General features: G+C 68.3%; 19 protein-coding genes and 1 pseudogene. 14 read left to right on the top strand and 6 right to left on the bottom strand.

The window, feature by feature from the left end; translation table 11 throughout:
* Positions 1-231 precede the first annotated feature (231 nt).
* The 3 genes from recA to rny all read left to right on the top strand — a co-directional run bounded on the left by recA (position 232) and on the right by rny (position 3,836).
* Positions 232-1,272: a recombinase RecA gene (gene recA / locus VF542_RS01560; RefSeq protein WP_408649949.1), complete on the top strand. Its 1,041-nt coding sequence runs from the start codon at positions 232-234 to the stop codon at positions 1,270-1,272.
* Positions 1,273-1,379: 107 nt separating this feature from the next.
* Entirely contained in the window at positions 1,380-1,868 is a 489-nt protein-coding gene (locus VF542_RS01555) for a regulatory protein RecX (RefSeq protein WP_408649946.1), read from the top strand.
* A 303-nt stretch (positions 1,869-2,171) separates the two neighbouring features.
* Entirely contained in the window at positions 2,172-3,836 is a 1,665-nt protein-coding gene (gene rny, locus VF542_RS01550; RefSeq protein WP_408649945.1) for a ribonuclease Y, read from the top strand.
* Here the strand turns inward: rny and VF542_RS01545 are convergent.
* Positions 3,810-4,424 (bottom strand): GNAT family N-acetyltransferase, encoded by a 615-nt coding sequence (locus tag VF542_RS01545; protein ID WP_408649944.1) that lies wholly within the window; start codon positions 4,422-4,424, stop codon positions 3,810-3,812. The two genes, rny and VF542_RS01545, sit on opposite strands and share 27 nt — an antisense overlap.
* 62 nt (positions 4,425-4,486) lie before the next feature.
* Between VF542_RS01545 and miaB the strand changes: the two genes are divergently transcribed.
* Positions 4,487-5,959 carry a tRNA (N6-isopentenyl adenosine(37)-C2)-methylthiotransferase MiaB gene (miaB, locus tag VF542_RS01540; protein ID WP_408649943.1) on the top strand — a complete coding sequence of 491 codons (1,473 nt, stop codon included), beginning with the start codon at positions 4,487-4,489 and terminating at the stop codon, positions 5,957-5,959.
* 25 nt (positions 5,960-5,984) lie between these two features.
* On the opposite strand, the gene VF542_RS01535 is transcribed toward miaB, so the two are convergent.
* The gene (locus VF542_RS01535; protein ID WP_408649942.1) at positions 5,985-7,169 is read right to left on the bottom strand and encodes a DUF349 domain-containing protein; all 1,185 of its coding nucleotides are present in this window, start codon (positions 7,167-7,169) and stop codon (positions 5,985-5,987) included.
* A gap of 58 nt (positions 7,170-7,227) precedes the next feature.
* Between VF542_RS01535 and miaA the strand changes: the two genes are divergently transcribed.
* From miaA to tatA, 4 genes are all read left to right on the top strand, one after another.
* The gene (gene miaA / locus VF542_RS01530) at positions 7,228-8,172 is read left to right on the top strand and encodes a tRNA (adenosine(37)-N6)-dimethylallyltransferase MiaA (RefSeq protein ID WP_408649941.1); all 945 of its coding nucleotides are present in this window, start codon (positions 7,228-7,230) and stop codon (positions 8,170-8,172) included.
* Complete coding sequence (gene dapF, locus VF542_RS01525; RefSeq protein ID WP_408649940.1) at positions 8,169-9,050, top strand: diaminopimelate epimerase; 882 nt, start codon at positions 8,169-8,171, stop codon at positions 9,048-9,050. The genes miaA and dapF overlap by 4 nt, the downstream gene beginning before the upstream one ends.
* 59 nt (positions 9,051-9,109) lie before the next feature.
* A complete protein-coding gene (hflX, locus tag VF542_RS01520; protein WP_408649939.1) occupies positions 9,110-10,660 on the top strand; it encodes a GTPase HflX in 1,551 nt (516 codons plus the stop codon).
* Positions 10,661-10,730: 70 nt separating this feature from the next.
* Entirely contained in the window at positions 10,731-11,105 is a 375-nt protein-coding gene (tatA, locus tag VF542_RS01515) for a Sec-independent protein translocase subunit TatA (protein WP_408649938.1), read from the top strand.
* 126 nt (positions 11,106-11,231) lie between these two features.
* On the opposite strand, the gene lexA is transcribed toward tatA, so the two are convergent.
* The gene (gene lexA / locus VF542_RS01510; RefSeq protein WP_408649937.1) at positions 11,232-11,984 is read right to left on the bottom strand and encodes a transcriptional repressor LexA; all 753 of its coding nucleotides are present in this window, start codon (positions 11,982-11,984) and stop codon (positions 11,232-11,234) included.
* A 387-nt stretch (positions 11,985-12,371) separates the two neighbouring features.
* On the opposite strand from lexA, the gene VF542_RS01505 reads away from it, so the two are divergent.
* From VF542_RS01505 to VF542_RS01495, 3 genes are all read left to right on the top strand, one after another.
* Positions 12,372-12,869, top strand: a complete 498-nt coding sequence (locus VF542_RS01505) for a LysM peptidoglycan-binding domain-containing protein (protein ID WP_408649936.1) — start codon at positions 12,372-12,374, stop codon at positions 12,867-12,869.
* 326 nt (positions 12,870-13,195) lie between these two features.
* Positions 13,196-13,756 carry a transcriptional regulator NrdR gene (gene nrdR / locus VF542_RS01500; RefSeq protein ID WP_408649935.1) on the top strand — a complete coding sequence of 187 codons (561 nt, stop codon included), beginning with the start codon at positions 13,196-13,198 and terminating at the stop codon, positions 13,754-13,756.
* Complete coding sequence (locus tag VF542_RS01495; protein WP_408649934.1) at positions 13,753-16,662, top strand: vitamin B12-dependent ribonucleotide reductase; 2,910 nt, start codon at positions 13,753-13,755, stop codon at positions 16,660-16,662. Before nrdR ends, VF542_RS01495 begins: the two co-directional genes overlap by 4 nt.
* Positions 16,663-16,932: 270 nt before the next feature.
* On the opposite strand, the gene VF542_RS01490 is transcribed toward VF542_RS01495, so the two are convergent.
* The 3 genes and pseudogenes from VF542_RS01490 to VF542_RS01480 form a co-directional block, all read right to left on the bottom strand.
* On the bottom strand, positions 16,933-17,997 hold the full coding sequence (locus VF542_RS01490) for a hypothetical protein (RefSeq protein WP_408649933.1): 1,065 nt from the start codon (positions 17,995-17,997) through the stop codon (positions 16,933-16,935).
* 5 nt (positions 17,998-18,002) lie between these two features.
* Positions 18,003-19,075: pseudogene (locus VF542_RS01485) on the bottom strand (type II toxin-antitoxin system HipA family toxin).
* A gap of 15 nt (positions 19,076-19,090) precedes the next feature.
* Positions 19,091-19,423, bottom strand: coding sequence for a helix-turn-helix transcriptional regulator (locus tag VF542_RS01480; RefSeq protein ID WP_408649932.1), 333 nt, complete (start codon positions 19,421-19,423; stop codon positions 19,091-19,093).
* 310 nt (positions 19,424-19,733) lie between these two features.
* Between VF542_RS01480 and VF542_RS01475 the strand changes: the two genes are divergently transcribed.
* The 3 genes from VF542_RS01475 (at position 19,734) to VF542_RS01465 (ending at position 23,681) form a co-directional block, all read left to right on the top strand.
* Complete coding sequence (locus tag VF542_RS01475; protein ID WP_408649931.1) at positions 19,734-20,501, top strand: nuclear transport factor 2 family protein; 768 nt, start codon at positions 19,734-19,736, stop codon at positions 20,499-20,501.
* Between the two features lie 323 nt (positions 20,502-20,824).
* The gene (locus tag VF542_RS01470; RefSeq protein ID WP_408649930.1) at positions 20,825-21,904 is read left to right on the top strand and encodes a hypothetical protein; all 1,080 of its coding nucleotides are present in this window, start codon (positions 20,825-20,827) and stop codon (positions 21,902-21,904) included.
* Between the two features lie 220 nt (positions 21,905-22,124).
* Positions 22,125-23,681 (top strand): endonuclease/exonuclease/phosphatase family protein, encoded by a 1,557-nt coding sequence (locus tag VF542_RS01465; protein ID WP_408649929.1) that lies wholly within the window; start codon positions 22,125-22,127, stop codon positions 23,679-23,681.
* Positions 23,682-23,690 lie beyond the last annotated feature (9 nt).

Here is a 23,690-nt window from a genome sequence, read left to right as displayed (position 1 = left end):
GTTTACCCCGATCGCGTGCCCGCCAAGCTGCGCTGACGCGTTTCGTACGCCTGTTCTGGCGTGTCGCTCGTTCGTCGTACAGGTGTTCGGCTATTGTCCACAGCGGCGTGGTCATCCACAGCTCCGAGCCGGCCCGGCTGTTTTCTGTCGGACCCAGGGCCTAGCGTGACCCGCGTGAACAGAAGCTCTTCAGCAAAGACGCCTGGGAAGTCGACTACAGGGGTGGCGGACATGGTGGCAGGACCTGATCGGGACAAGGCGTTGGACCTTGCGCTCGCGCAGATCGACAAACAATTCGGCAAGGGCTCGGTGATGCGCCTCGGTGAGCGGCCGGTCACGCAGATGGCCGTCATCCCCACCGGTTCCATCGCCCTCGACGTGGCCCTCGGCGTCGGCGGTCTGCCGCGCGGCCGGGTCGTCGAGGTCTACGGCCCCGAGGCCTCCGGTAAGACGACGGTGGCGCTGCACGCGGTGGCCAACGCGCAGGCCACCGGCGGCATCGCCGCGTTCATCGACGCCGAGCACGCGCTCGACCCCGACTACGCCCGGGCCATCGGCGTCGACACCGACGCTCTGCTGATCAGCCAGCCCGACACCGGTGAGCAGGCGCTGGAGATCGCGGACATGCTGATCCGCTCCGGCGCCCTCGACCTCATCGTCATCGACTCCGTGGCCGCCCTGGTGCCCCGCGCCGAGATCGAGGGCGAGATGGGTGACAGCCACGTCGGCCTGCAGGCCAGGCTGATGAGTCAGGCGTTGCGCAAGATCACCGGTGCGCTCAGCAACTCCGGCACGACCGCGATCTTCATCAACCAGCTGCGCGAGAAGATCGGAGTCATGTTCGGCTCGCCCGAGACAACCACCGGTGGCAAGGCGCTGAAGTTCTACGCGTCCGTGCGCATGGACGTTCGCCGCATCGAGACCCTCAAGGACGGTGGCGAGGCGGTCGGTAACCGGACCCGGGTCAAGGTTGTCAAGAACAAGGTGGCCCCGCCCTTCAAGCAGGCAGAGTTCGACATCGTCTACGGCCAGGGCATCAGCCGTGAGGGCTCGTTGATCGACGTTGGCGTCGAGCAGGGGGTCGTACGCAAGTCCGGCGCCTGGTACACCTACGAAGGCGATCAGCTGGGCCAGGGTAAGGAGAATTCGCGCAACTTCTTGCGCGACAACCCCGACCTCGCGGAAGAGATCGAGAAGAAGATCAAGGAAAAGCTGGGGGTGGGCGCCCAGGTGACTGAGGAGGCGCCGCTGCCGGCTCCGGTCGACTTCTAGCGTCAGTGGCCCGGGTACGTTCGGCGGGTGGCGGCGCATGCGCTCCGCCTGCCGAACCTTCCGAGTTCGATGATCGGCGTGCCGACCCTGAGGCAGACCCTCAGGAGGTGGCTCGGACGATCTGTCTGCGCCTGCTGACGGTACGTGCCCGAACCCGAGTCGAACTCCGTGACGCGCTCGCAGCCCGTGGGGTTCCCGAGTCGGCCTCGACGACGGTGCTGGATCGGCTGGCTGATGTCGGACTCGTGGATGACGGTGCCTTCGCCGCCGGCTATGTCTTGTCCCGGCAACGTGAGCGCGGCCTGGCGGTGCGGCAGATCAGCCGCGAACTCCGGGACAAGGGCGTTGACGACGCGGTGATCACAGCCGCCGTCCAAGGGAGCGCGGCCGAGGCCGATGCCGAGGTGGCTCGGCAGCTGGTGGTGCGCAAGCTCCGATCGATGACCCGGCTGGCACCAGAGGTCAAAACACGACGTTTGGTGGCGATGCTGGCGCGCAAGGGCTATCCACCGTCCATGGCATTTCAGGTGGTCAGGGATGCCGTTGGCGCGTGTGATGAGGACACTGCGCCCGATGACACCGCATGGCTGGCTTGACCCTGTGCCTCTTCGTTCATAGCCTCACAAGATCAGGAGAATGGATGTGTTGCACGCAAGCGCAGCGCACTGACATACACCCGCGTCATGTTTGCCCGTTGACCGTCGCCACGCCGAGGACCGAAGGAGATTGCGACCGCCGCCGCTAGCATCTGCGGAGGCGCCTCCACTCTGTGTTCGCTTGGGGCTTCGGCCCACGGCTCCGCCTCCTGGCAGTGCTGTCGCGACGAGTCTTGACTGACGCGTCGCCTCCGCGAGAGGGGGACGTTAGTGATTGAGTTCGTGGCTATTGCCGCCATATTCGTGTTGATTCTGATCCTCGGCCTACGATTCCTGTCGCTGTACGCGGGCCGCTCCGCGGCCGGCGGTGTCACCCAGCGTCCGGTCGACGGTCATGACCGGGTTGCCGAAGCCGAGATCGAAGCCGAAGCAGTCCGGCAACGGGGGATGAAGGAGGCTGACGCAGCCCGGCGGGCCGCCGAGGTCGAGATCGAATCGCTGCGCAGGGCCGTCCAGACCGAGGTGGCGGCGGCACGCGCCAGTGCCGAGGCTGCGAAGGTACGGGCCGACAAGGCCGCCGAAGACCTGCTCGCCGATGCCCGGCGCACAGCTGAGCGTGAGTCGGAGTCCCGGCTCGCGGCCCTGGCGACTCGGGAAGAGCAGTTGACGGCACGCACCCAGGCCCTGGACCACCGTGAATCCGAGCTCGATACGCAGGCGCGCGAGCTCCAGGCCCACCGGGCGGAACTGGATGCCGAGGGCGCCGCTCTGGAGGAGCTGCGCTCGGAACTGACCGCGGCGACGGTCCGGCAGGAACACGAACACATCGCAGCCCTGGAGCGGGTGGCCGCCCTCACCACCGAAGAGGCCAAGGTCGAGTTGCTCAATTCGGTCGAGGCGACCGCTCGCCGGGACGCGGCCGCCCTGGTGCGCACGATCGAGACCGAAGCCCGTGCCGAGGCGACCGACCGGGCCCGGGCCATCGTGGTCGACGCGGTCCAGCGGATCGCCAGCGAGCAGACCACCGAGACCGTGGTCAGCGTGTTGCACCTGCCCAGTGACGAGATGAAGGGGCGGATCATCGGACGCGAGGGCCGCAACATCCGTGCCTTCGAATCGGTCACCGGGGTCAATGTGATCATCGACGACACCCCCGAGGCCGTGCTGCTGTCCTGCTTCGATCCGGTTCGCCGGGAGATCGCCCGGATCACCCTGGAGAAGCTGGTGCTGGACGGCCGGATTCACCCGCACCGGATCGAGGAGATCTACGAGACCGCCAAGGTCGAGGTGGACGAGCTGTGCCTGCGGGCCGCCCGCGATTCCCTCGCCGGGATCGGCATCACCGACCTGGACGAGCGGCTGATCCCGACCTTGGGACGGTTGAAGTACCGGACCAGCTACGGCCAGAACGTGCTCGGACACCTCACCGAGACGGCGCACATCGCGGGGATCATGGCCAGCGAGCTGGGTCTGGAGCCCAGTGTGATCAAGCGGGCGGCCTTCCTGCACGACATCGGCAAGGCCCTGACCCACGAGGTCGAAGGCAGTCACGCGATCATCGGCGCCGATCTGCTGCGCAGGTACGGCGAGAGCGAGGCCGTCGCGCACGCCGTCGAGGCCCATCACAACGAGGTCCAACCCCGGACCGTGGAAGCCGTGCTGACCCAGGCTGCCGACGCCTGCTCGGCGGCCCGCCCCGGTGCCCGCCGCGAGTCGCTGGAGGTCTACGTCAAGCGGCTGGAGCGGATCGAGCAGATCGCTACCGCGCGACCCGGGGTCGAGCGGGTCTTTGCCATGCAATCCGGCCGCGAAGTTCGGGTGATGGTGCTGCCCGAGCAGGTCGATGACCTGGCCGCCGGCGTGATCGCCCGTGAGGTGGCCAAGCAGATCGAGGACGAGCTGACCTACCCCGGCCAGATCCGGGTGACGGTCGTGCGGGAATCACGGGCCACCGAGGTCGCCCACTGAGCCGGACGGCCGCACCGCCGTGAACCGGCGGCGGTAGATCGCCGACGGGCCCACCGGAGGCCCGTCGGGATCATCGATCTGTTTCACGGCCACCAGGCTCAACCCGTTCTTCTCCAGCACCCGCCGGGACGCGGTGTTGGCCTGCTCGGGGTCGATCACGAAGCCGCCGACGCTGGGATCCTGCTCGCGGATGAGGCGGATCAGCGCGGCGATCAGCCGCGTTCCCAGGCCCTGACCGCAGTGGGTCTCCTCGCCGATCAAGTAGTCGAAGCCTGCCTCGTCCGGATGCGCGCCGACCTTGCGGCCGTAGTCGGGGTAGTCGGCCCACCGGTACCACTGGAGGAAGGCAACCGGCCCGCTCGGCAGTTCGGCGATCAGGGGGTGCGACGGTTCGGTTCCCTGGATGCACGGCAGGTACTCAGCGCTGACCGCGGCCGGCTCGGAGGAATCGTGCCACCACCGGTGCACGTGAGCGGCGCCGAGCCACCGGCTCATCAGCGGCAGGTCGTCGGCCGTCATCGGCCGCAGCAGGACCGGGGCCGTTTCGGTGTGGCCGGACGGTGCGTCCGGCGTCGAGGTCGCGACCATGAGCAAGAGTAGCCAACCGCCTGGTCACGGTGGCTGGCGTGGCCTCGTACTCTTGAGCCGATATGAACGCCGCCCCGGGTACCGAGTCCAGCGCCGATCACGGCGGCACCCGCACGTATGCCATTCGCACCTACGGCTGCCAGATGAACGTGCACGACTCCGAACGGCTCGCCGGGCTCCTGGAGCAGGCCGGCTACCGCCGGGCAGCGGATCAGACCGGCCGCGAGGCCGATCTGGTGGTGTTCAACACCTGCGCGGTGCGCGAGAACGCCGACAACCGGCTCTACGGAAACCTCAGTCAGCTTGCTCCGGTGAAGACCGCCCGTCCGGGCATGCAGATAGCCGTCGGCGGCTGCCTGGCACAGAAGGACCAGTCCGCCGTCCTGCAGAAGGCGCCCTGGGTCGATGTGGTCTTCGGCACCCACAACCTCGCCAGCCTGCCGGTGTTGCTGGAGCGGGCCCGGCACAACGGCGAGGCCCAGGTCGAGATCCTGGATGCGTTGGCGAACTTTCCCTCCGACCTGCCCAGCAGGCGGGATTCGGCATTCTCGGCGTGGGTGTCGATCTCGGTCGGCTGTGACAACAGTTGCACGTTCTGCATCGTGCCGAGCCTGCGCGGCAAGGAGACCGACCGGCGCCCCGGTGGCGTGCTGGCCGAGATCGAGGCCCTGGTCGCCGAGGGGGTCACCGAGATCACCTTGCTGGGCCAGAACGTCAACTCCTACGGTCGCTCGTTCGGTGACGCCCTGGCCTTCGGCAAGTTGTTGCGTGCCTGCGGGCGCATCGAGGGCCTGGACCGGGTCCGGTTCACCAGCCCGCATCCCCGTGACTTCACCGACGACGTGATCGCCGCGATGGCCGAGACCCCCAATGTCTGCCCGCAGCTGCACATGCCGATGCAGTCCGGCTCCGACGCCGTGCTGCGCAGCATGCGGCGCTCCTACCGGCAGGCGCGCTATCTCGACATCATCGACCGGGTCCGCGCCGCGATGCCGCACGCTGCCATCACCACCGACATCATCGTCGGCTTTCCGGGCGAGACCGAAGCCGACTTCGACCAGACCCTGGAGGCCGTCCGGCGGGCCCGGTTCGCCAGCGCCTTCACCTTCCAGTACTCGCCGAGGCCCGGCACCCCGGCGGCGACCATGGCGAACCAGATCCCGAAGGCCGTGGTGCAGCAGCGCTATGACCGGCTGATCGAACTGCAGGAGGAGATCAGCTGGCAGCAGAACAAGCAGCTGATCGGCACCGAGGTCGACGTTCTGGTGAGCTCGGGTCAGGGCAAGAAGGACGCCGCCAACCTGCGGATGTCCGGCCGGGCCCGCGACGGCCGGCTGGTGCATGTCGCTGCCGGGGATCTGCCGGTGGCGGCCGGCGATGTGGTCAGTGCCAGGGTCACGTATGCGGCTCCGCACCACCTGGTGGCCGACGGCGGCATCTCCGCGCACCGGCCATGGCGAGGTGCGTCCGGACAAGCAGCACCCGCCGCACCGGCGCCCCGGCCGTTGCTCAGCATCGGCCGCCGACCGGCCTGAGCGTGCCCTAGTCCGGCAGCAGCGCCTAGTCCGGCAGCAGCGCCCTGCGCCGGGCCACCTCGGCCTCGGCCTTGGCGATCCGCTGCGGGTCCCCGGATGACTGGGCCCTGGCGAGCTTGGCCTCCGCCTCGCTCAGCCGTTCCTTCAGCTGCGCCAGGAACGGATTGGACTCGGTCGCGCCACGCTTCCACTCCGCGTCGAGGGCCTCCCGGACCCGCTGTTCGGCGGCCCGCATCCGCGCCTCGACCCGCTGCATGGCATCGCGCGGAACGTGGCCGAGAGCTTCGAGCTTCTCCTGCAGGTCACGCAGCGCCACCTGGGCCTGCCGCGGATTGCTCAGATCCAGCGCGGCCGCCTCGGCGATGATCGCTTCCTTCTCCTTCAGGTTCTGGCTCTGCTCGGCGTCCCGTTCGGCGAAGACTGCCGAGCGCCGTTCGAAGAAGACGTCCTGCGCTGCCCGAAACCGCTTCCACAAAGCGTCCTCGGTGCTGCGGTTGGTGCGCGGCGCGGCCTTCCACTCGTTCATCAGCTCTTTCAAGGCCGCCGAGGTCTCGCGCCAGTCCTCCGAGGTGGACAGCTTCTCGGCCTGGTCGACCAGCTTCTCCTTGGCCGCCTTGGCGGCGTCGCGCTCGGTGTCGAGGGTGGCGAAGTGGCTGCCGCGGCGCTTGCCGAAGGCGTCCCGCGCGGCGGCGAACCGCTTCCACAGGGCGTCATCGGTCTTGCGGTCGATGCCCTTGATCAGCTTCCATTCCTCGACGATGGTCCGCAGCCGGTCACCGGCGGCCTTCCACTGGGTGGAGGTCTGCGCGATCGTCTCCGCCTCGACGGCCAGCGCCTCCTTCTTGGCGATCGCCTCGGCTCGGGCGGCGTCGCGGGCCTCGGCCAGCTCACCCATCTTGGCGTCGGCCGCGGTGATCAAGGCGATCAGCTGAGCATCGAGCGCGGCGAGGTCGCCGACCGCCTGGGCCGTCGGCAGCGAGGCGTGCAGGGTCATGGCCTGGGACTTGGTGGCCTTGGGATCGCCCGCGCCCGACTCCAGGCGCTTGGCCAGCAGGTTGATCTCGGTCTGCAGGTCCTCGAACCTGCGGACGTAGAAGGCCATGCCGGCCTCGGCGTCACCAGCCTGCCAGGAGCCAACCTCCCGTTCCCCGTCGGCGGTCCTGACGAACACCGTGCCAGCCTCGTCGATACGTCCCCATTCCGAACTCATATCGAGCATTAGACACGACCGGGGATGCCTTCGGTGCAGCCGGTTAGCCTCTTGCAACGTGACTGACACCGACGCACCCCGGCCCGGGCCCCCGGTGGTGGCGATCGTCGGCCCGACGGCGACCGGCAAATCGGATCTCGCCGTGGCGCTGGCCCGGCGAATCGGTGGTGAGGTCATCAATGCCGACTCCATGCAGCTCTACCGCGGGATGGACATCGGCACCGCCAAGCTGACGGTCGCCGAGCGCGGCGGCATCACCCACCACCTGCTCGACGTCTGGCCGCTGACCAAGTCCGCGGCCGTTGCCGAGTACCAGCGGCTGGCCCGGGCCGCGATCGCCGACATCGCCGGCCGCGGCCGGGTCCCGGTGCTGGTCGGCGGCTCCGGGCTCTACGTCCGGGCCACCCTGGACCGCCTGGAGTTCCCGGGGGAGTCGCCGCGGATCAGGAACCGGCTGACCGCCGAACTCGCCGAGGTCGGTCCGGCGCTCCTGCACGCCCGGCTGGCGAGGCTGGACCCGGCGGCCGCGGTGGCGATCCTGCCGTCCAACGGCCGCCGGATCGTGCGGGCACTGGAGGTCATCGAACTCACCGGCGGCCTCTTCACCGCCCGGATGCCGGCCTTCGAGTCGATCTACCCGGCGGTTCAGATCGCGTTGGAACACCCGGGCCTGGAGGACCGGGTACGGCTGCGAGTGGAGGAGATGATGGCCGGCGGCCTGCTGGAGGAGGTGCGCCGGCTGCTGCCGCTCGGGTTGCGCAACAGCCCTACCGCGGGCAAGGCGCTGGGCTACCAGCAGTTGCTGGCGGTGCTCGATGACCACGGCGAGCTGCGCGGGGATCTCGAGGAAGCTGTCGAGCAGACCGTTCGGGCGACCTGGCGGTTCGTGCGCCGGCAGCGGTCCTGGTTCCGCCGCGACCCGAGGCTGCACTGGCTGGATGCGGCGGCCCCGAACGTTCTGGACGCCTCGCTCGCGCTGCTGCCCGCTACGCTCGGCAGGTGAGCCGCACGCTGCCGGTGATGAAGGGCCATGGCACCGAGAACGATTTCGTGGTGCTGCCCGATCTCGACGCGGTGGTCTCGATGTCGCCGTCGCTGGTGCGGGCGCTGTGCGACCGGCGGGCGGGCATCGGCGCCGACGGGGTGTTGCGGGTGACCAGGACGGCGCTGGCCACCGAGCCGGACGTCCAGGCCCAGGCCGGGGTCGCCGAGTACTTCATGGACTATCACAACGCCGACGGCTCGATCGCGGAGATGTGCGGCAACGGCCTGCGGGTGTTCGGGCGGTACCTGCACCAGGTGGGGCTGGCCGAGGGCGGCGCCAGTCTCACGGTCGCCACCCGGGGCGGCCCCAAGGTGCTCAGCTTCGACGGCGAGCACATCAGCGCCGAACTCGGGCCGGCGACCGTGCGCCCCGAGCGGCCGCGGGTCACTGCCGCGGGCCTCGCCGGTGAGTTCGACGCGGTGGCCCTGGACCTGCCCAACCCGCACGTGGTGGTCGAGTTGGCCTCGGTGGCGGATCTGGCGGCGCTGCGGCTGACCGAGCCGCCGCGGGTCCAGCCAGGACTGCCGGAGGGCCAGAACGTCGAGTTCGTGGTGCGCACCGGGCCCGACCGGCTGCGGATGCGGGTCCACGAGCGCGGCTCCGGCGAAACCCGCTCGTGCGGCACCGGGATCTGCGCCGTCGTCGCGGCGGTGGCCGGGCCATGGACTGATCAGGCGAACGGTTCGGGGACCGACTCGCAGCCGTGGACGGTGGAGGTGCCGGGCGGTGAGTGCCGGGTCTGGTGGAATGCCGCCGGCAGCATGGTGCTCTGCGGTCCAGCGGTCCTGGTCGCCAGTGTCGAGCTGTCATCGGAGTGGCTCGCGGCACACCGTTGACGCCGCTCTGGGCGAAATTCTGTCGCAATCCGGCGCGTCGGGCTGTCACCATGGAGGTAATGACTGCTTACCGACGAAATGAAGCCACTGCCGAATCGGTCGAGCCGGCCGGCCACGCCGGACCTCAGGCCGAGCTTGACGGGTCCATCCAGCTCGACTATGCCGACACCTACGCCGACGACACCGATGCCGATACGGGCACCGGGAACCCGGACGAGCCGGACTACACCCTCGGCGAGTACGACCTTTCCGATCGCGCGGCCCTGCGCCGGATCGCGGGGTTGTCCACCGAGCTCACCGACATCACCGAGGTCGAGTACCGCCAGCTGCGCCTGGAACGGGTGGTACTGGTCGGTGTCTGGACCACCGGCACCCTGACCGAGGCCGAGAACTCGATGCACGAGCTCGCCAGGTTGGCCGAGACCGCCGGCTCAGAGGTGCTCGACGGCCTGGTGCAGCGCCGGGACCGGCCGGACCCGGCAACCTACATCGGCTCCGGCAAGGCCAAGGAGCTGCGCGACATCGTCGCGGGCACCGGTGCCGACACCGTCATCTGCGACGGTGAACTGACCCCGGGCCAGCTGCGGCAGTTGGAGCAGGTCGTCAAGGTCAAGGTGGTCGACCGCACCGCGCTGATCCTCGACATCTTCGCCCAGCACGCCCGCTCCCGCGAGGGCAAGGCACAGGTGGAGCTGGCACAGCTGCAGTACCTGGTGCCGCGGCTGCGCGGGTGGGGCGAGTCGCTGTCCCGGCAGGTCGGTGGCCGGGCGGCGAACGGCGTCGGGATCGGTGGCCGCGGACCGGGTGAGACCAAGCTGGAGATCGACCGCCGGCGGATCACCGCCCGGATGGCGAAGCTGCGCAAGGAGATCTCGGGCATGAAGACCGCCCGGGACGTCAAGCGCTCCCGGCGCAGTCAGAACGAGGTGCCCTCGGTGGTGCTGGCCGGCTACACCAACGCCGGCAAGTCCTCGTTGCTCAACCGGCTCACCGGTGCCGGCGTGCTGGTGGAGAACGCCCTGTTCGCGACCCTGGACCCCACGGTACGGCGAGCCGAGACCGCCGACGGCCGGGTGTACACGCTGTCGGACACGGTCGGGTTCGTCCGGCACCTGCCGCACCAACTGGTCGAGGCCTTCCGCTCGACGCTCGAGGAGGTGGCCTCGGCCGACCTCATCCTGCACGTGGTGGACGCCTCCGATGACGATCCGGAGGCCCAGATCCGGGCGGTGCGCGAGGTCCTGTCAGACATCGACGCGCTCGACGTGCCGGAGCAGATCGTGTTCAACAAGGCCGATGCCGCCGACGCCGAAACCCAGTTGCGGTTGCGCAGCCTGGTGCCGGACGCGCTGTTCGTCTCCGCCCTGACCGGCACCGGCATGGCCGAGTTGGCGAGCCTGATCGAGGCCGGACTGCCCCGCCCGGACCGTGCGGTCCTGGTGCTGCTGCCCTACACCCGGGGTGACCTGGTTGCCCGCATTCATGCCGACGGTGAGGTGCTGTCGGAGGAGCACACCGGCGATGGCACCCTGATCAGCGCGCGGGTACGCTCGGACCTCGCCGCGGCGCTGGAGCAATTCGCCGCTGCGGTGCCTGCCGGCGAGCGGTGAACCTGCGTTCTGTCCGCCACCGCGTACGCTTGCCTGCAGTTGGTGTCGACGCAGTACAGGGAGACTAATCATGGGCTGGGAATCGCCGTCGCACTGGGTGATCATCGCGCTGGTCGTGCTGGTGCTGTTCGGATACAAGAAGCTTCCGGAGATGTCTCGCTCGGTGGGCCGCTCGCTGCGGATCTTCAAGACCGAGATCAAGGGCATGGGGCAGGACGACGCGGCCCGGGACTCCGCTGAGACGGTCACTCCCGGCACCGACCAACCGTCCGCGCTCACCCCGCCGGTCGTGACCCCGCCCGCCGTCACCTCGCCGGTGGTCGCCCCGCCGGTGGTCGCCCCGCCGGTCGTGACCCCGCCCCCGGCCGCCACTGCGGTGAACCCGACGGTGACGACCCCGCCCACCGCCGAGGAGACCCCTCAGCAGCGGACCCAGACCGGCTGAGGCCTCGCGTCGACCTGACCTGAGCGGCCGTACTGATCTGATCTTCTGATCTGAGCGGCCACCCTGAGCGGCGCTGACCTGGGCTTGTCAGCGCCGCCCCGAGCAGCGGGGCCGGAAAACCGGCTGTCACACCTTGCGCAGCACCGCCACCACCCGGCCGAGAATGGTTGCCTCGTCCGCGGGGATCGGTGAGTAGGCCTCGTTGTGCGGCAGCAGCCAGGCATGGCCGTCCCGGCGCTGCAACGTCTTGACGGTCGCCTCGCCGTCGATCATGGCCGCCACGATCTCGCCGTTGTCGGCATTGGGCTGCTGGCGGACCACCACCCAGTCGCCGTCGGCGATGGCGGCGTCCACCATCGAGTCACCCTGGACCCGCAACAGGTAGAGCGTGCCCTCGCCGACCAGGGTTCGCGGCAACGGGAAGACGTCCTCCACCACCTGCTCGGCCAGGATGGGGCCACCGGCGGCGATCCGCCCGATCACGGGCACCAGCACCGCTTCGGGCGCGTTGGCGTTCAGCGCGTCGTCGTCGGCAGGGTGCAAACCCATCGGCCTGCTGATCTGCTCGTCCTGGTCTTCCGGAGACCGGACGTCCAGGGCCCGTGGCTTGTTCGGATCCCGCCGGATGAAGCCCTTCTGCTCCAGGACGGCGAGTTGGTGGCTGACGCTGGAGGTGGACTGCAGCCCGACGGCGTCACCGATCTCGCGCATGCTCGGCGGGAAGCCGCGCTGCTGGACGGTGTTGCGGATGACGCTCAGGATGGTCCGCTGCCGTGCGGTCAGCCCGTCTCCGCGGTCGTGGTCGGGAAATTCGGCGATGGTGCTGTTCCTGGGGCGTCCCGGTCCTCGTCTGGTTGGTGGCTTGATCGGCTTGGGCACCGGAGTCTCCCTGTCTGTGCTGGCCTGAAGGCCTTCTCTGCTGTCGCCGGGGCGGTCCCTCGGCTGCCGTGTCGTCCGGGGACGAGCGTGCCGACGGTATCGCCGCAGGAGTAACGATTCAAACACCTGTTCGAATCGGCGTGTCGCCAATCTGGTTTCTGTCGGAGGCTTGTAGTAGACATCCGTACAGAGGTCCGATCGAAAGAATGTTCGATCATTCAGGGTAGCTGGCCATCGGCCAGCTGGAGTGAGGAGCACGGCATGTCAGTCGCAACCGAATTTCCCCCGGCGGTGTCCGTTCCTGTTCGCGCCCGGCAATTATCGCGCGCCACCGTGCCAGCCGCACCCGCCGTGCCAGCTGCACCCGCCAGGCCAGCTGCGCCCGCCATGCCACCTGCCGCCAGGCCCGCGTCCCGGCCGAGGCTGCGGCTGGTTCCGCCGGTCGAGGGCTACCCGCCGCCGGCCCCCCGTCTCCGACCCGACGGAACGCGGCGCGGTACCGGGCGGGTCCGTCGCCGCCCGGCCGCCTGCCCGCCTCCATCGACGTACCCGGCACTGCCGGCCGACATCGGCATCGCAGCCGAGCAGTTCGAAGCCCCGCCCGTCCGGCTGACCCGGCGGGGCGTTATCGCGATCGCCCTCGGCGTCGCGCTCGCTGGTGGCCTGTTGCTGCTGACGGCCCACCTGTCGGCCGGCTCGCCGGCGCCCCGGCCAGCCGTCGCTCCGGGTGCCGTGGTCACGGTGCAGCCTGGTGACACGCTGTGGTCCATCGCCGGGCAGGTGGCGCCGGGACGCGATCCACGCCGGGTGGTCGAGCAGATCCGGCGGTCCAACCACCTCGACACGGTGTCCCTTACGCCTGGCCAAACCCTCAAGGTCGGCTAAAGCTTGAGGACTTGCCGCCAGCTGCTGACAAGGCTGTGAGGGCGTCTCAAATCCATTCGTGGCGCTACTTGCGGAACACCGGGCGACGCTCTAGCGTTCCTACATGTAGTAGTTACAACGGTGTACTTCATCCACAAGTTGGGGTTTGGCAGTCCACAGCGCATCAACAACAGGGAGCGGCCGTCCACGGTGCGTCCCCAGGTTGTTGACAGTTCCCTGTTGATAACCGGCTCTAGCAGCTCGTATGCGCGCTGGCGGAAACCTCCGCGCTGAACACTGATTTAACAGATTCACCAGATCAACTGATTCAGCTGAGGGAGTCATCGATGCGCTGCCCGTACTGCCGCTACCCCGATTCCCGGGTGGTGGACTCTCGTGAGCAGGACGAGGGCCAGGTCATCCGGCGGCGTCGCAGTTGCCCGGAGTGCGGCAAGCGGTTCACCACGGTGGAAGAAGCGACCCTGGCGGTCATCAAGCGCAGCGGCGTGACCGAGCCGTTCAGCAGGCAGAAGGTCATCAGCGGGGTGCGCCGGGCCTGTCAGGGCCGGCCGGTCGACGAGGACGCGCTGGCCCAACTGGCCCAGACGGTCGAGGAGGCCATCAGGGCCACCGGAACGGCCGAGGTGCCCGCACCCGAGGTCGGTCTTGCGATCCTCGGCCCGCTGCGGGCCCTGGACGAGGTGGCCTACCTCCGCTTCGCCAGCGTGTACCAGTCCTTCAGTTCCATCGAGGACTTCGAGAAGGCGATCAGCGAGCTGCGCACCGAGCACCGCACCGAGCAGTCCGGCGGCGATGCCGGGCCGGCCCGGCCGGCCGCCGCCTCCCGGCAGCCATCACCACAGCAACCACACGGGATCACCAAGGAAAAGGGGCACAGCGGGTTATGACCGAAGTTGTCGAAGGCGGGTCCAGCGGCAGTTCTTCCTCCAGTGCGAAGAACGCCGGCAAGCCGGCTGGTTCCAAGCACGGTGGCGACCCCCGGGCGTTGAAGGTCACCGCGAAGGACCAGCCGGTGTATCCGGCCAATGGCCTGGTCATCGACCGCGTCTACACCACCGAGGGCCTGCACCCCTTCGACGAGGTGGACTGGGAACGCCGCGACGTGGTCATGACCAACTGGCGGGACGGCTCGGTCAACTTCGAGCAGCGCGGTGTGGAGTTCCCCGAGTTCTGGTCGGTCAACGCGGCCAACATCGTCACCACCAAGTACTTCCGCGGCGCGGTCGGCTCCGAGCAGCGTGAGTGGTCGCTCAAGCAGCTCATCCACCGGGTGGTGCACACCTACCGGGTCGCCGGTGAGGAGTACGGCTACTTCCGCTCGGCGGCCGATGCCGAGATCTTCGAGCACGAGCTGACCTGGATGCTGTTGCACCAGGTGTTCAGCTTCAACTCGCCGGTCTGGTTCAACGTCGGCACCACCTCGCCGCAGCAGGTCAGCGCCTGCTTCATCCTCGCGGTCGACGACACCATGGACTCGATCCTGAACTGGTACCGCGAAGAGGGCCTGATCTTCAAGGGCGGCTCCGGCGCCGGGCTGAACCTGTCGCGGATCCGCTCGTCCAAGGAGTTGCTGTCCTCCGGCGGCACCGCCTCCGGCCCGGTCAGCTTCATGCGCGGCGCGGACGCCTCGGCCGGCACCATCAAGTCCGGTGGCGCCACCCGGCGGGCCGCGAAGATGGTGGTGCTCGACATCGACCACCCCGACATCGTGGAGTTCGTCGAGACCAAGGCCCGCGAAGAGGACAAGATCCGGGTGCTGCGCGACGCCGGCTTCGACATGGATCTCGGTGGCGCCGACATCACCTCGGTGCAGTACCAGAACGCCAACAACTCCGTCCGGGTGACGGATGAGTTCATGCGCGCGGTCGAGGAGGGCCGGGAGTTCGGCCTGCGGGCCCGCTCCACCCACGAGGTCATCGAGACCATCGACGCCAAGCAGCTGTTCCACAAGGTCGCCAAGGCGGCCTGGGAGTGCGCGGACCCGGGCATCCAGTACGACGACACCATCAACGACTGGCACACCAACCCCGAGTCGGGCCGGATCACCGCGTCCAACCCGTGCTCGGAGTACATGAGCCTGGACAACACCTCGTGCAACCTGGCGTCGCTGAACCTGATGAAGTTCCTCGGTGTCGACGGCACCGGCAACTCCTTCGACTCGGCGAAGTTCGTCAAGGCCGTCGAGCTGATCATCACCGCGATGGACATCTCGATCTGCTTCGCCGACTTCCCGACCGAGGCGATCGGCGTCAACACCCGGGCCTACCGCCAGCTCGGCATCGGCTACGCCAACCTCGGCGCGCTGCTGATGGCCTCCGGCCTGGCCTATGACTCCGATGCCGGCCGGGCGATGGCCGCCGCGATCACCTCGCTGATGACCGGCACCGCCTACCGCCGCTCGGCGGAGCTCGCCGGCGTGGTCGGCCCGTACGACGGCTTCGCCCGCAACGCCGAGGGCCACGCCCGGGTGATGCGCAAGCATGCCGCCGCCAACGACAGCGTGCGGTACTTCCACGAGACCGACAAGGCGGTGCTGGCCCGGGCGACCGAGGAGTGGGCGTCCTGCCTGAAGATCGGGGCCACCAACGGCTGGCGCAATGCCCAGGCCTCGGTGCTGGCCCCGACCGGCACCATCGGCCTGATGATGGACTGCGACACCACCGGCATCGAGCCGGACCTGGCGCTGGTGAAGTTCAAGAAGCTGGTCGGTGGCGGCTCGATGCAGATCGTCAACCAGACGGTGCCGCGGGCGCTCAGGGCGCTGGGCTACCAGCAGGAGCAGATCGAGGCGATCGTGGAGTTCATCGCCGAGCACGGGCACGTGCAGGACGCGCCCGGTCTCAAGCTCGAGCACTACGACGTCTTCGACTGCGCGATGGGCGCGCGGGCGATCAAGGCGATGGGCCACGTCCGGATGATGGCCGCGACCCAGCCGTTCCTCTCCGGCGCGATCTCCAAGACGGTCAACCTGCCGGAGTCGGCCTCCATCTCCGACATCGCCGACGTGTACTTCCAGGGCTGGAAGCTGGGGTTGAAGGCGCTGGCGGTCTACCGCGACAACTGCAAGGTGGGCCAGCCGCTGTCGGCCGGCAAGGAGGCCAAGAAGGCCGCGAGCGCGGCGCCTGTCGACCCGATCGAGCACCGGCCGGTACGCAAGCGGCTGCCCAAGTCACGGCCGTCGCGCACGGTGTCCTTCGCCGTCGGCGGTGCCGAGGGGTACCTGACCGCCGGGTCCTACCCCGACGACGGCCTGGGCGAGGTCTTCCTCAAGCTCGGCAAGCAGGGTTCGACGCTGGCCGGCGTGATGGACGCCTTCTCGATCGCGATCTCGATCGCGCTGCAGCACGGCGTTCCGCTGGAGACCTACGTCTCGAAGTTCACCAACATGCGCTTCGAGCCGGCCGGCCTGACCGACGACCCGGACATCCGGATGGCGCAGTCGATCCTCGACTACATCTTCCGCCGGCTGGCACTGGACTACCTGCCCTTCGAGACCCGCAGCGCGCTGGGCATCTACACCGCCGAGGAGCGGGCCCGGCAGCTGGACACCGGCAGCTACGCCCCGGCCGAGGACGACCTGGAAACCCTGGCCCAGTCCGCTGCGACGTTCGAGACGAAGCCCGTGGTCCAGCCCGAGGCGGCGTCGGCGGTGCACAGCTCCACCGAGTTGCTGGAGTCCATCATCGGCACCTCGGCCGACGCCCCGCTCTGCATGAACTGCGGAACGAAAATGCGGCCCGCCGGTTCCTGCTTCGTCTGCGAGGGGTGCGGTAGTACCTCCGGCTGCAGCTGAGAGAAACGAGGCCGAGCCGAGGTCGGTGCACGATCACCAACCGCGGTGAGTGAACGTCCGGGCATACGACCTGTACTGCTTGGACTGCTGATCAATACCAGCAGCCCGAGCGGCGTTGTGAACAGCCTCATAGCCGCCAATGTGTATTTGAAGGTCGAGGATCTGCCGCTCGAAGCCATGTTGCAAAACGCTCACTGCGGCCGGCAACGGCTCTTGGCGAGGATTGACGCGACCTCGTCATGCAAGCGGCGCAGTGTTATGCCGGCTGCATCAGGACCGGGTCCACATATTGGTGTTCCTCTGCCTACGCCACGCTGTAGGCGGAGCCGCGACTCGAAGGAGGTCGGCAAGCCAAAACGTCGCGTCCGGCGGCCACCCCGCCAGGACGGTCGCGGTGGCCTCGTCCACCGGCAATGCCCGTCCGGCGGTGGCCAGGTAGCCGGCCACGCTGAGGTGGACTGCGTCCCAGTCCTTGGCTACCAAAGGCCAAGCGGGCATCGCCCACCGGCCGTCCCGGCCAGTCGTTCGCCACCAGTCGCCACGCTTGGTCGTGACCGTGACCTCCAACGGGTAACGGCGAACCACGTCCACCCAGTGCTCCGAGGTGCCCAGTTCGAGGACCCTCACATCGCGGGTCGGAGACACCTGCCAGGATGTCGCGGCGGTCCAGCCGAACGAGTCCTCCACGAAAGCCAGGCCAACCGGTAGCGGCGGCTGTCCGATCGAGCGGGCGGTGAAAACCCCGGGGTGCGCGATCGGCGCCGACCACCACACACCGCTGACGGTCGTCCAATCGAGTCGAACGCCGGCTGGGTCATCAGGAAACTCGCGGGAGTGTTCGAGGTCGAGCGTGTCCACGGCTGCGCGCAGGCCGGTCAGCGTCGGTTCGTGCTCCGGCTCCGGCACGTCCTCGTCGAGAAAGCGGACGAGGTGCTGATCGTTGAGGTCGAGCGGGCTGCTCCACCAATTCGTCACGGGGCTGGACGCGATCGCCTCCGCGATGTCCTGAAGCTGGCTGAGCCACTCGCTGGACCGCAGGTCGGCGTCGACGCGGTCGGGAGGTTGCCAGTACATCGCCCAGTTGCAGGCTTCGGTCACGGCCTCGAACGCCATCCGAGTGTCGACATCCGGTCTGCTCGGCATCGACGGCGTCGAACGACCAGCCCATGTCTGCAGGACCTCATAGCAGAGCCGGCGGCCGCGCGGTCCACGGAGGAGGTCGGCGGCGTCCATGGCGGTCATCATGACACCGTGCCCGGCAACGTTCAGCTGGATTACCGAGGCCTGGGTTAACCAGCCGCTGAACATACGTGAGGTGGCAGCCGCAGGCCGCACAGCGGCTACCCATCAGCGTAGATGTAAGGATTGAGAATCTGCCGTCGCCACAACTGTTTCTTCTCCTGAGCGGTGAGCCGCGCCGTCTCGGCGGCGTCCTCCCACTGCTCATGGATGACCGTCACCTGCTGGTCGATGATGTCGCCGGCTTCGGCGCGGCTGAGCAGGTACGTCTCGGCCGCGTCGAGGCACACCGCCAGCCGGCTGGCCCGCTGCCCGTCCCGGCCGATCGCCATGGCCTGGTTGGCTTCGGTGCCCGATCGCAACTGCGGGCACAGGTCATACGCAGGCGTGAGGGTGAGCATGCTGCCGTCCCAGAACGCGGCGTGGTTGCGGGCATGGTCGTCGGTGTTGCCGACACAGATGTTGAACACGATGCGGGTAAACAGCTCGCGCAGTGTCATGGACGGGTTGGTGAAGCGCTGCCGGATGAGGTCGGCCAGCGCAGGGTAGGTGGCGTACCGGCCCATCATCTCGTCCAGTCCCAGCATGGTCAGCGCCGAGACGAGCATTCGCCGTTGGCCCAGGATCTCGGTGCGGTCGAAGCGCTCGACCAGCAGCACGTCGCGGCCGAGGCAGCTGGTCACCTCGGTGTGAGGCACCTGCAGCCCGACCCTGCGGGCAAGCTCCATCGCCGCAGTTCCTCCAGCGATGCGCGGCCCTCTCGGGGGACATAGCTGGAAGCGCTGACCTGAAAATCCAGGGCGCCGATGCGATCCGAGCCTGACTCGAGCAGGTAGCTGAGCACACCGAGGTCGCCGGTGTCGGCGTCGCGATCGAGGTGTCCGACGTGACGGGCGAGGATGACCCGCTGCCCCCAGGCATCCGGTCCGGCGTCCCTGATGCAGCCGGCCACCGCGAGCCCGCTGCCGGGTCTGATGGTGCCCGGCCGCAGCGGAAGCTCGGGTAGGTAGACAGGAATGGCGTCGACGCGCGCCAGATAGGAACGTCCGTAGGTGAACAGCACGACCTCGCCCGCCAGGTCGAGCCGCCCGGCGACGACCGGTTCGACCGCGCCGGGCAGCCAGATCCAGACGAACGCGCTGTCCGGGGCAGCCCCGGCACCGATGCTGGTCATCACGGGTACGCCGGCTCAGAAGTTGTCGTCGATGGGGGTGGCCGGTTGCCGTACCCGCGCCGGCAGCAGGGCCAGCCGGTCCCGCCCACGTGCCAGCAGCTCTGGGAGTTCGGCGGGGCTGGCACCGAACAGATCGATGCCGAGGATCGTGGCCAGCTCGAATACCGTACCGATCGCGACGGTCGGCGTACCCGCCTCGGCGGCCCGTACGGTGATCCGTGAGACGCCGGCGCGCTCGGCGAGCTCGTTGATGGTCCACCGCCTCGCGCGTCGGGCTCGCGCGATCTCCAGGCCGAGGACACGCGCGGCGTCTACGGTGGGCTGCGAGTAGGTGCGGACCACGCTCATGAGGACTCCTTTCTGGATACTGTACCGCCCCTTAGAGCCTTAAAGGCTGCTCTGACAGCCAAACCCTGAACCATCAAGGTGACGAACTAGCGGTTATCCGTCACAGGCGACCATGGGCGGACGTCTCGACCGCGGGTGCACATCACCCCCAGCGCTCGCCAGCGGAATGCGCCGACAATGGCCACTGGCAGCGGCGAAACCCGCGCCGAGTGCCCCTTTTCTCCTCTGGCCAGCCAATCCGCGCGGTGGGAGGCTGTCGGCCAGCCGGATGCACTTCGGCACCCGGCCAAGCCGGTTGGGGGGTACACCCATGACGGACGTCATGATCAGCAACCTCGAGCGGGACGGCGAGATCCGCCCGTTCGCCACGCACGGCTATGCGCACCTGGCGAGTGCTGGAGGCTTGAGCCTGATGAGGGGGGTGTTCGAGCCGGGCTGGCGCTGGTCGAATGACGTCGCGCCGATAGCCGGCACCGACACCTGCCAGACCCGGCACCTCGGTTACGTCCTGGCCGGCACGATGCGGGTGAAGCTCGACGAGGGCACCGAGTACGACATCGGCCCCGACGACCTGTTCGATCTGCCTGCCGGCCACGACGCCTGGGTGGTCGGGGACGAGGCCTGCGTGATGCTGGATTACTCCGCCGAGGTCACCCGCTACGCCCGAGCCACGGACATCGCCCCAGCCGACGATGAGGCGATGGCCCTGGTCCGCAGGGGATACGCGGCGTTCAATACCGGAGACGTGGACACGCTGCGAACGATCTTCGCCGCCGACGTGGTGCAGCATGTGCCCGGCAACGGGCCGCTGGCTGGCGTCTACAAGGGCGTTGACGCGGTTCTGGGGTACTACGGCAAGCTCGCGGAGCTGACCGACAGAACGTTCCGGGCCCACCTCATCGACGTCTACGGCGACGGCCTCGGCCACGTCGTAGCGGTGCACCAGATGAGTGCCATCCGGAACGGGACGAGCCGGATCAGCCGGGGTTCGATCGTATTCAGCGTGGTCGGCGGCAAGGCTACCGACCTGCTCGAAGCGCACTCAGACCTGCCGGGCGACGACGCGTTCTTCAGCTGAGCGGCGTTCGTCTGAGTGACGTTCGCGCAGGGCGGCCAGCCACATCGGGTGGCAGCTGACACCAGCGATATCAACCCGTGCAACGCGCCACGAGCGCCCCGGCCACCGCAAGAGGCCGGGGCGTCGTGTTCCAAACGTGCGCCGATGTGACACGTGAAGCGCAGGCCCGTTCGTGTAGGCGATCAGACCCGCAACACAAGAAGACCGGGTCGAGCGAGGCAGCCGGTCCTTGGTCACCATCCACAGGTAGTGTCGCTGCCACGTTGAGCGACAGCGATGACTGCTGACGACATGGCAAGGGCGCCGCATGACCAGGAGTGATGATGTCAGGGGTCTGGGCGAAAGACCGCCAAGACAGGTGGAGCCCGCTCATTGCGACCGGCTTCATTAGCGAGGGCGATCTGCACGAGCTGATCGAGCAGACACCGGCGATGCTGCCGCTGGCGGGCGCGCCCACGATAGCGATCATCGGCAAGGAAGTCGTCTGTGGTCGGGAACGGGCCGACCTGGTCGGGGTGGAGATCGAAACTGGCCGGCCCGTGATCATCGAGGTGAAGCTCGCAGCCAATACTGACCGGCGGCAGGCCTTGACCCAGGTCCTCGGTTACGCGGCGTACCTGCGCCGGCTCGACCTGGAGGGTTTGAACGTCCTGCTGCACGGTTACCTGGACAAGCAGGGGTACGCCTCCATCGCCCATGCCGCGCATGCCGCCGCTCAGAGCGATCCCAGCTTCGATGAGCAGGGGTTTCGCAGCCGCCTTGCGGATGCCCTTGCCCATGGCCGGCTGCGGGCGGTGATCGTGCTCGACTCCGCTCCCGCAGACGTCATCGAACTTGTCGGCTACCTGCAGGAGGTGACCAGCGATCGGCTCGCTCTCGACCTCGTCGTCGTAACCGCCTACGACGTCAATGGGCAGCGCATTCTTGTGCCGCAACTTGTCGAGCCGGACCGTACCCAAGTCACCGCTCAACTTGCCGGGACCGGCAAGCCCTCGACCGCAGGCGAGATCCGGCCTGGCGCGGCGGACTTCGCCGCATCGATCGAGACTGCGCCACCCGAACAGCAGCCAAAGCTGCGGCGGCTGCTTCGCTGGGCGCAGGCACTGGAGCAGGACGGAGTTGCCAAGCTTTACACCTCGATCGGCAAGGGTAGGTGGGTGTTGAACCCGCGCCTACCCGGGCAGACCCGAGGCATGGTCATGGTCTGGAATGACAACGGCGCCTATCTCTCGCCCTACCGCACCGTGCTCGCGCAGTTGGCGCCGGCCACGCTTGCCAGGCTGGATGCGATGGTTCCTGGAGAGATCGGTCAGGGCAATTACATCAGGACTGAGTTCGACGACGAACTGCTGGACTCCTTTCGGGCTGCCTACATGGAAGCTGCGGCCAAAGTCGATCAGTAACCTTCGTCCTGGCTCAGCCGGCGCGTCCCGACGGCGTGCATGACTCGCTCCGGCCCCCTTACCACCGTGCCTGCCGACTCTCCGGCAGAGTCCTGAGCCATCACCCCTGCAAAGCGGGCTCAGCAGTACTGACCGGGATCTAAGTTTTCTGCGCTCCTGCCCGATTGGACACGTAAGGTAGCCACGCCTATACGCAGTGTGACAATCGAGGAGCTCCTACATGTCGCATGTCCCCAGCCGATCGACAGTGCCGGTCGGCGGCCGACGAGGCCGCAACCGGAGTGCTGTCGTTCGCCGGCGGGTCGCCGGCGGGCTGCTGGCCATCGCGGCAACCGTGGCGGCGAGCCTGGTGCCCACGGCTGCACAGGCCGCTTCCCAGACGGGGGTACCCACCGGAATCCGGGTGGCGGCGGTGACCGCGTCGGCCTTCACGATCACCACCAACCCGGCGACGAACACCGTGTACTACCGGCTGTTCGCCTCGACCTTGAAGAGCGACCTGTACGTCTCCAACATCACCAGGGCGCGTGCGTCCGCGCTCTCCACGACGCCCCGGATGACGATCAGCGGCCTGGCCTACACCGCCGCCCCGTACTGGTACCGGGTCGAGACCATCAACGGCGGTTACCGCAACTGGTCGGGGATCCTGTCGGTCGGCCTCCGCCCGGCGATACCGACGGCGGTGGCCATCACCAGCAACAGCAGCGGCACCTACCTGACCTGGAACAGCGGACCGGCGACCGGGTTCACCATCGCCGAGGCCACCGACCCGACCATGACCGTGAACCGGCGCGATTACCGGATCCGCGGCGGGCTGAACCACCAGTTCACCCCGTACGGCCTGGTCAAGGGCCGCACGTACTACTACCGGGTCCGGGCGCTCAACAACGGGACACCGTCCTACGGCTCGGTCCTGGTCAGTGCGGTGAAGATGAGCACCCAGCAGCGACTGTCGGTGATGACCTACAACGTCCTGCAGGCCACCGCGGACGGCACCGTCGCTGGCGGCCAGGTGATCGCTCCCTGGTCACAGCGCCAGGCTGGCGTGGTGGGCTACATCAAGCAGTCCAACCCCGACCTCGTCGGGCTGCAGGAGGCCGGTTCCTGGACTGGTGCCGTCAGAGGACCCCGCCAGGTGGACACCCTGACGACCGCCCTGGGCGGTGCCTACATCCTGGCCCGCACCGAGATCCCGCCGTCCGAGCCGGGCTACTTCCGCACCGCCAACTACATCCTCTACAAGGCCGCGGCGTACCGGGCGGTCGGCGCAGGCTGGCACTGGACGATGCCCAGCGGCCACTACGCGTCCTACCAGGGACTGGAGAACCGCACCACGGGCGCCAGGGTCGTCTACGTCGTGGTGCACTTCGGGGTCGAATCCACCGACGCCGCTCGCCAGGCCGACATGAAGTGGCTGATGAGCACCGCATCGTCCTTCGCGGCCACCCAGCACGCGTCGGTGATCTACGCAGGCGACTTCAACTCCGACGTCAACGCCTATCACCTCTTCGACGGCCCCAGCGTCGCGGCCCGGGCGGTGCACGTCGCCGACGGGCTGGACTCCGCGCAGTGGCTGGGCAACCAGGCCTACAACAGCGCCAACGGATACTGGCGCACCCCGCCGGCGTTCGGGCAGAGCATCGACCACGTCTACGCCCCGCCCGGGGTGGCCATCGTGTCGTGGCGGCTGCTGCTGAACCTGTCCTACGGCAAGTTCGTCGGCGTCATGCCCTCGGATCACAACCCGCTGGTCGCGGACATGACCATCCCGTACTAAGAGGCGTTA

Origin of the sequence: Jatrophihabitans sp., assembly GCF_036389215.1 — a bacterium.
Taxonomy (GTDB): Bacteria; Actinomycetota; Actinomycetes; order Mycobacteriales; family Jatrophihabitantaceae; genus Jatrophihabitans_A.
This window is presented reverse-complemented; position numbering and strand designations above follow the sequence as displayed.

Excerpts from the sequence above, each read along its gene's own strand:
- recA (WP_408649949.1), top strand. The coding sequence starts at position 232 with ATGGTGGCAGGACCTGATCGGGACAAGGCGTTGGACCTTGCGCTCGCG.
- VF542_RS01545 (WP_408649944.1), bottom strand. The coding sequence starts at position 4,424 with ATGGTCGCGACCTCGACGCCGGACGCACCGTCCGGCCACACCGAAACG.
- miaB (WP_408649943.1), top strand. The coding sequence starts at position 4,487 with ATGAACGCCGCCCCGGGTACCGAGTCCAGCGCCGATCACGGCGGCACC.
- VF542_RS01535 (WP_408649942.1), bottom strand. The coding sequence starts at position 7,169 with ATGAGTTCGGAATGGGGACGTATCGACGAGGCTGGCACGGTGTTCGTC.
- hflX (WP_408649939.1), top strand. The coding sequence starts at position 9,110 with ATGACTGCTTACCGACGAAATGAAGCCACTGCCGAATCGGTCGAGCCG.
- tatA (WP_408649938.1), top strand. The coding sequence starts at position 10,731 with ATGGGCTGGGAATCGCCGTCGCACTGGGTGATCATCGCGCTGGTCGTG.
- VF542_RS01505 (WP_408649936.1), top strand. The coding sequence starts at position 12,372 with ATGCCACCTGCCGCCAGGCCCGCGTCCCGGCCGAGGCTGCGGCTGGTT.
- nrdR (WP_408649935.1), top strand. The coding sequence starts at position 13,196 with ATGCGCTGCCCGTACTGCCGCTACCCCGATTCCCGGGTGGTGGACTCT.
- VF542_RS01495 (WP_408649934.1), top strand. The coding sequence starts at position 13,753 with ATGACCGAAGTTGTCGAAGGCGGGTCCAGCGGCAGTTCTTCCTCCAGT.
- VF542_RS01480 (WP_408649932.1), bottom strand. The coding sequence starts at position 19,423 with ATGAGCGTGGTCCGCACCTACTCGCAGCCCACCGTAGACGCCGCGCGT.
- VF542_RS01475 (WP_408649931.1), top strand. The coding sequence starts at position 19,734 with ATGACGGACGTCATGATCAGCAACCTCGAGCGGGACGGCGAGATCCGC.
- VF542_RS01470 (WP_408649930.1), top strand. The coding sequence starts at position 20,825 with ATGTCAGGGGTCTGGGCGAAAGACCGCCAAGACAGGTGGAGCCCGCTC.
- VF542_RS01465 (WP_408649929.1), top strand. The coding sequence starts at position 22,125 with ATGTCGCATGTCCCCAGCCGATCGACAGTGCCGGTCGGCGGCCGACGA.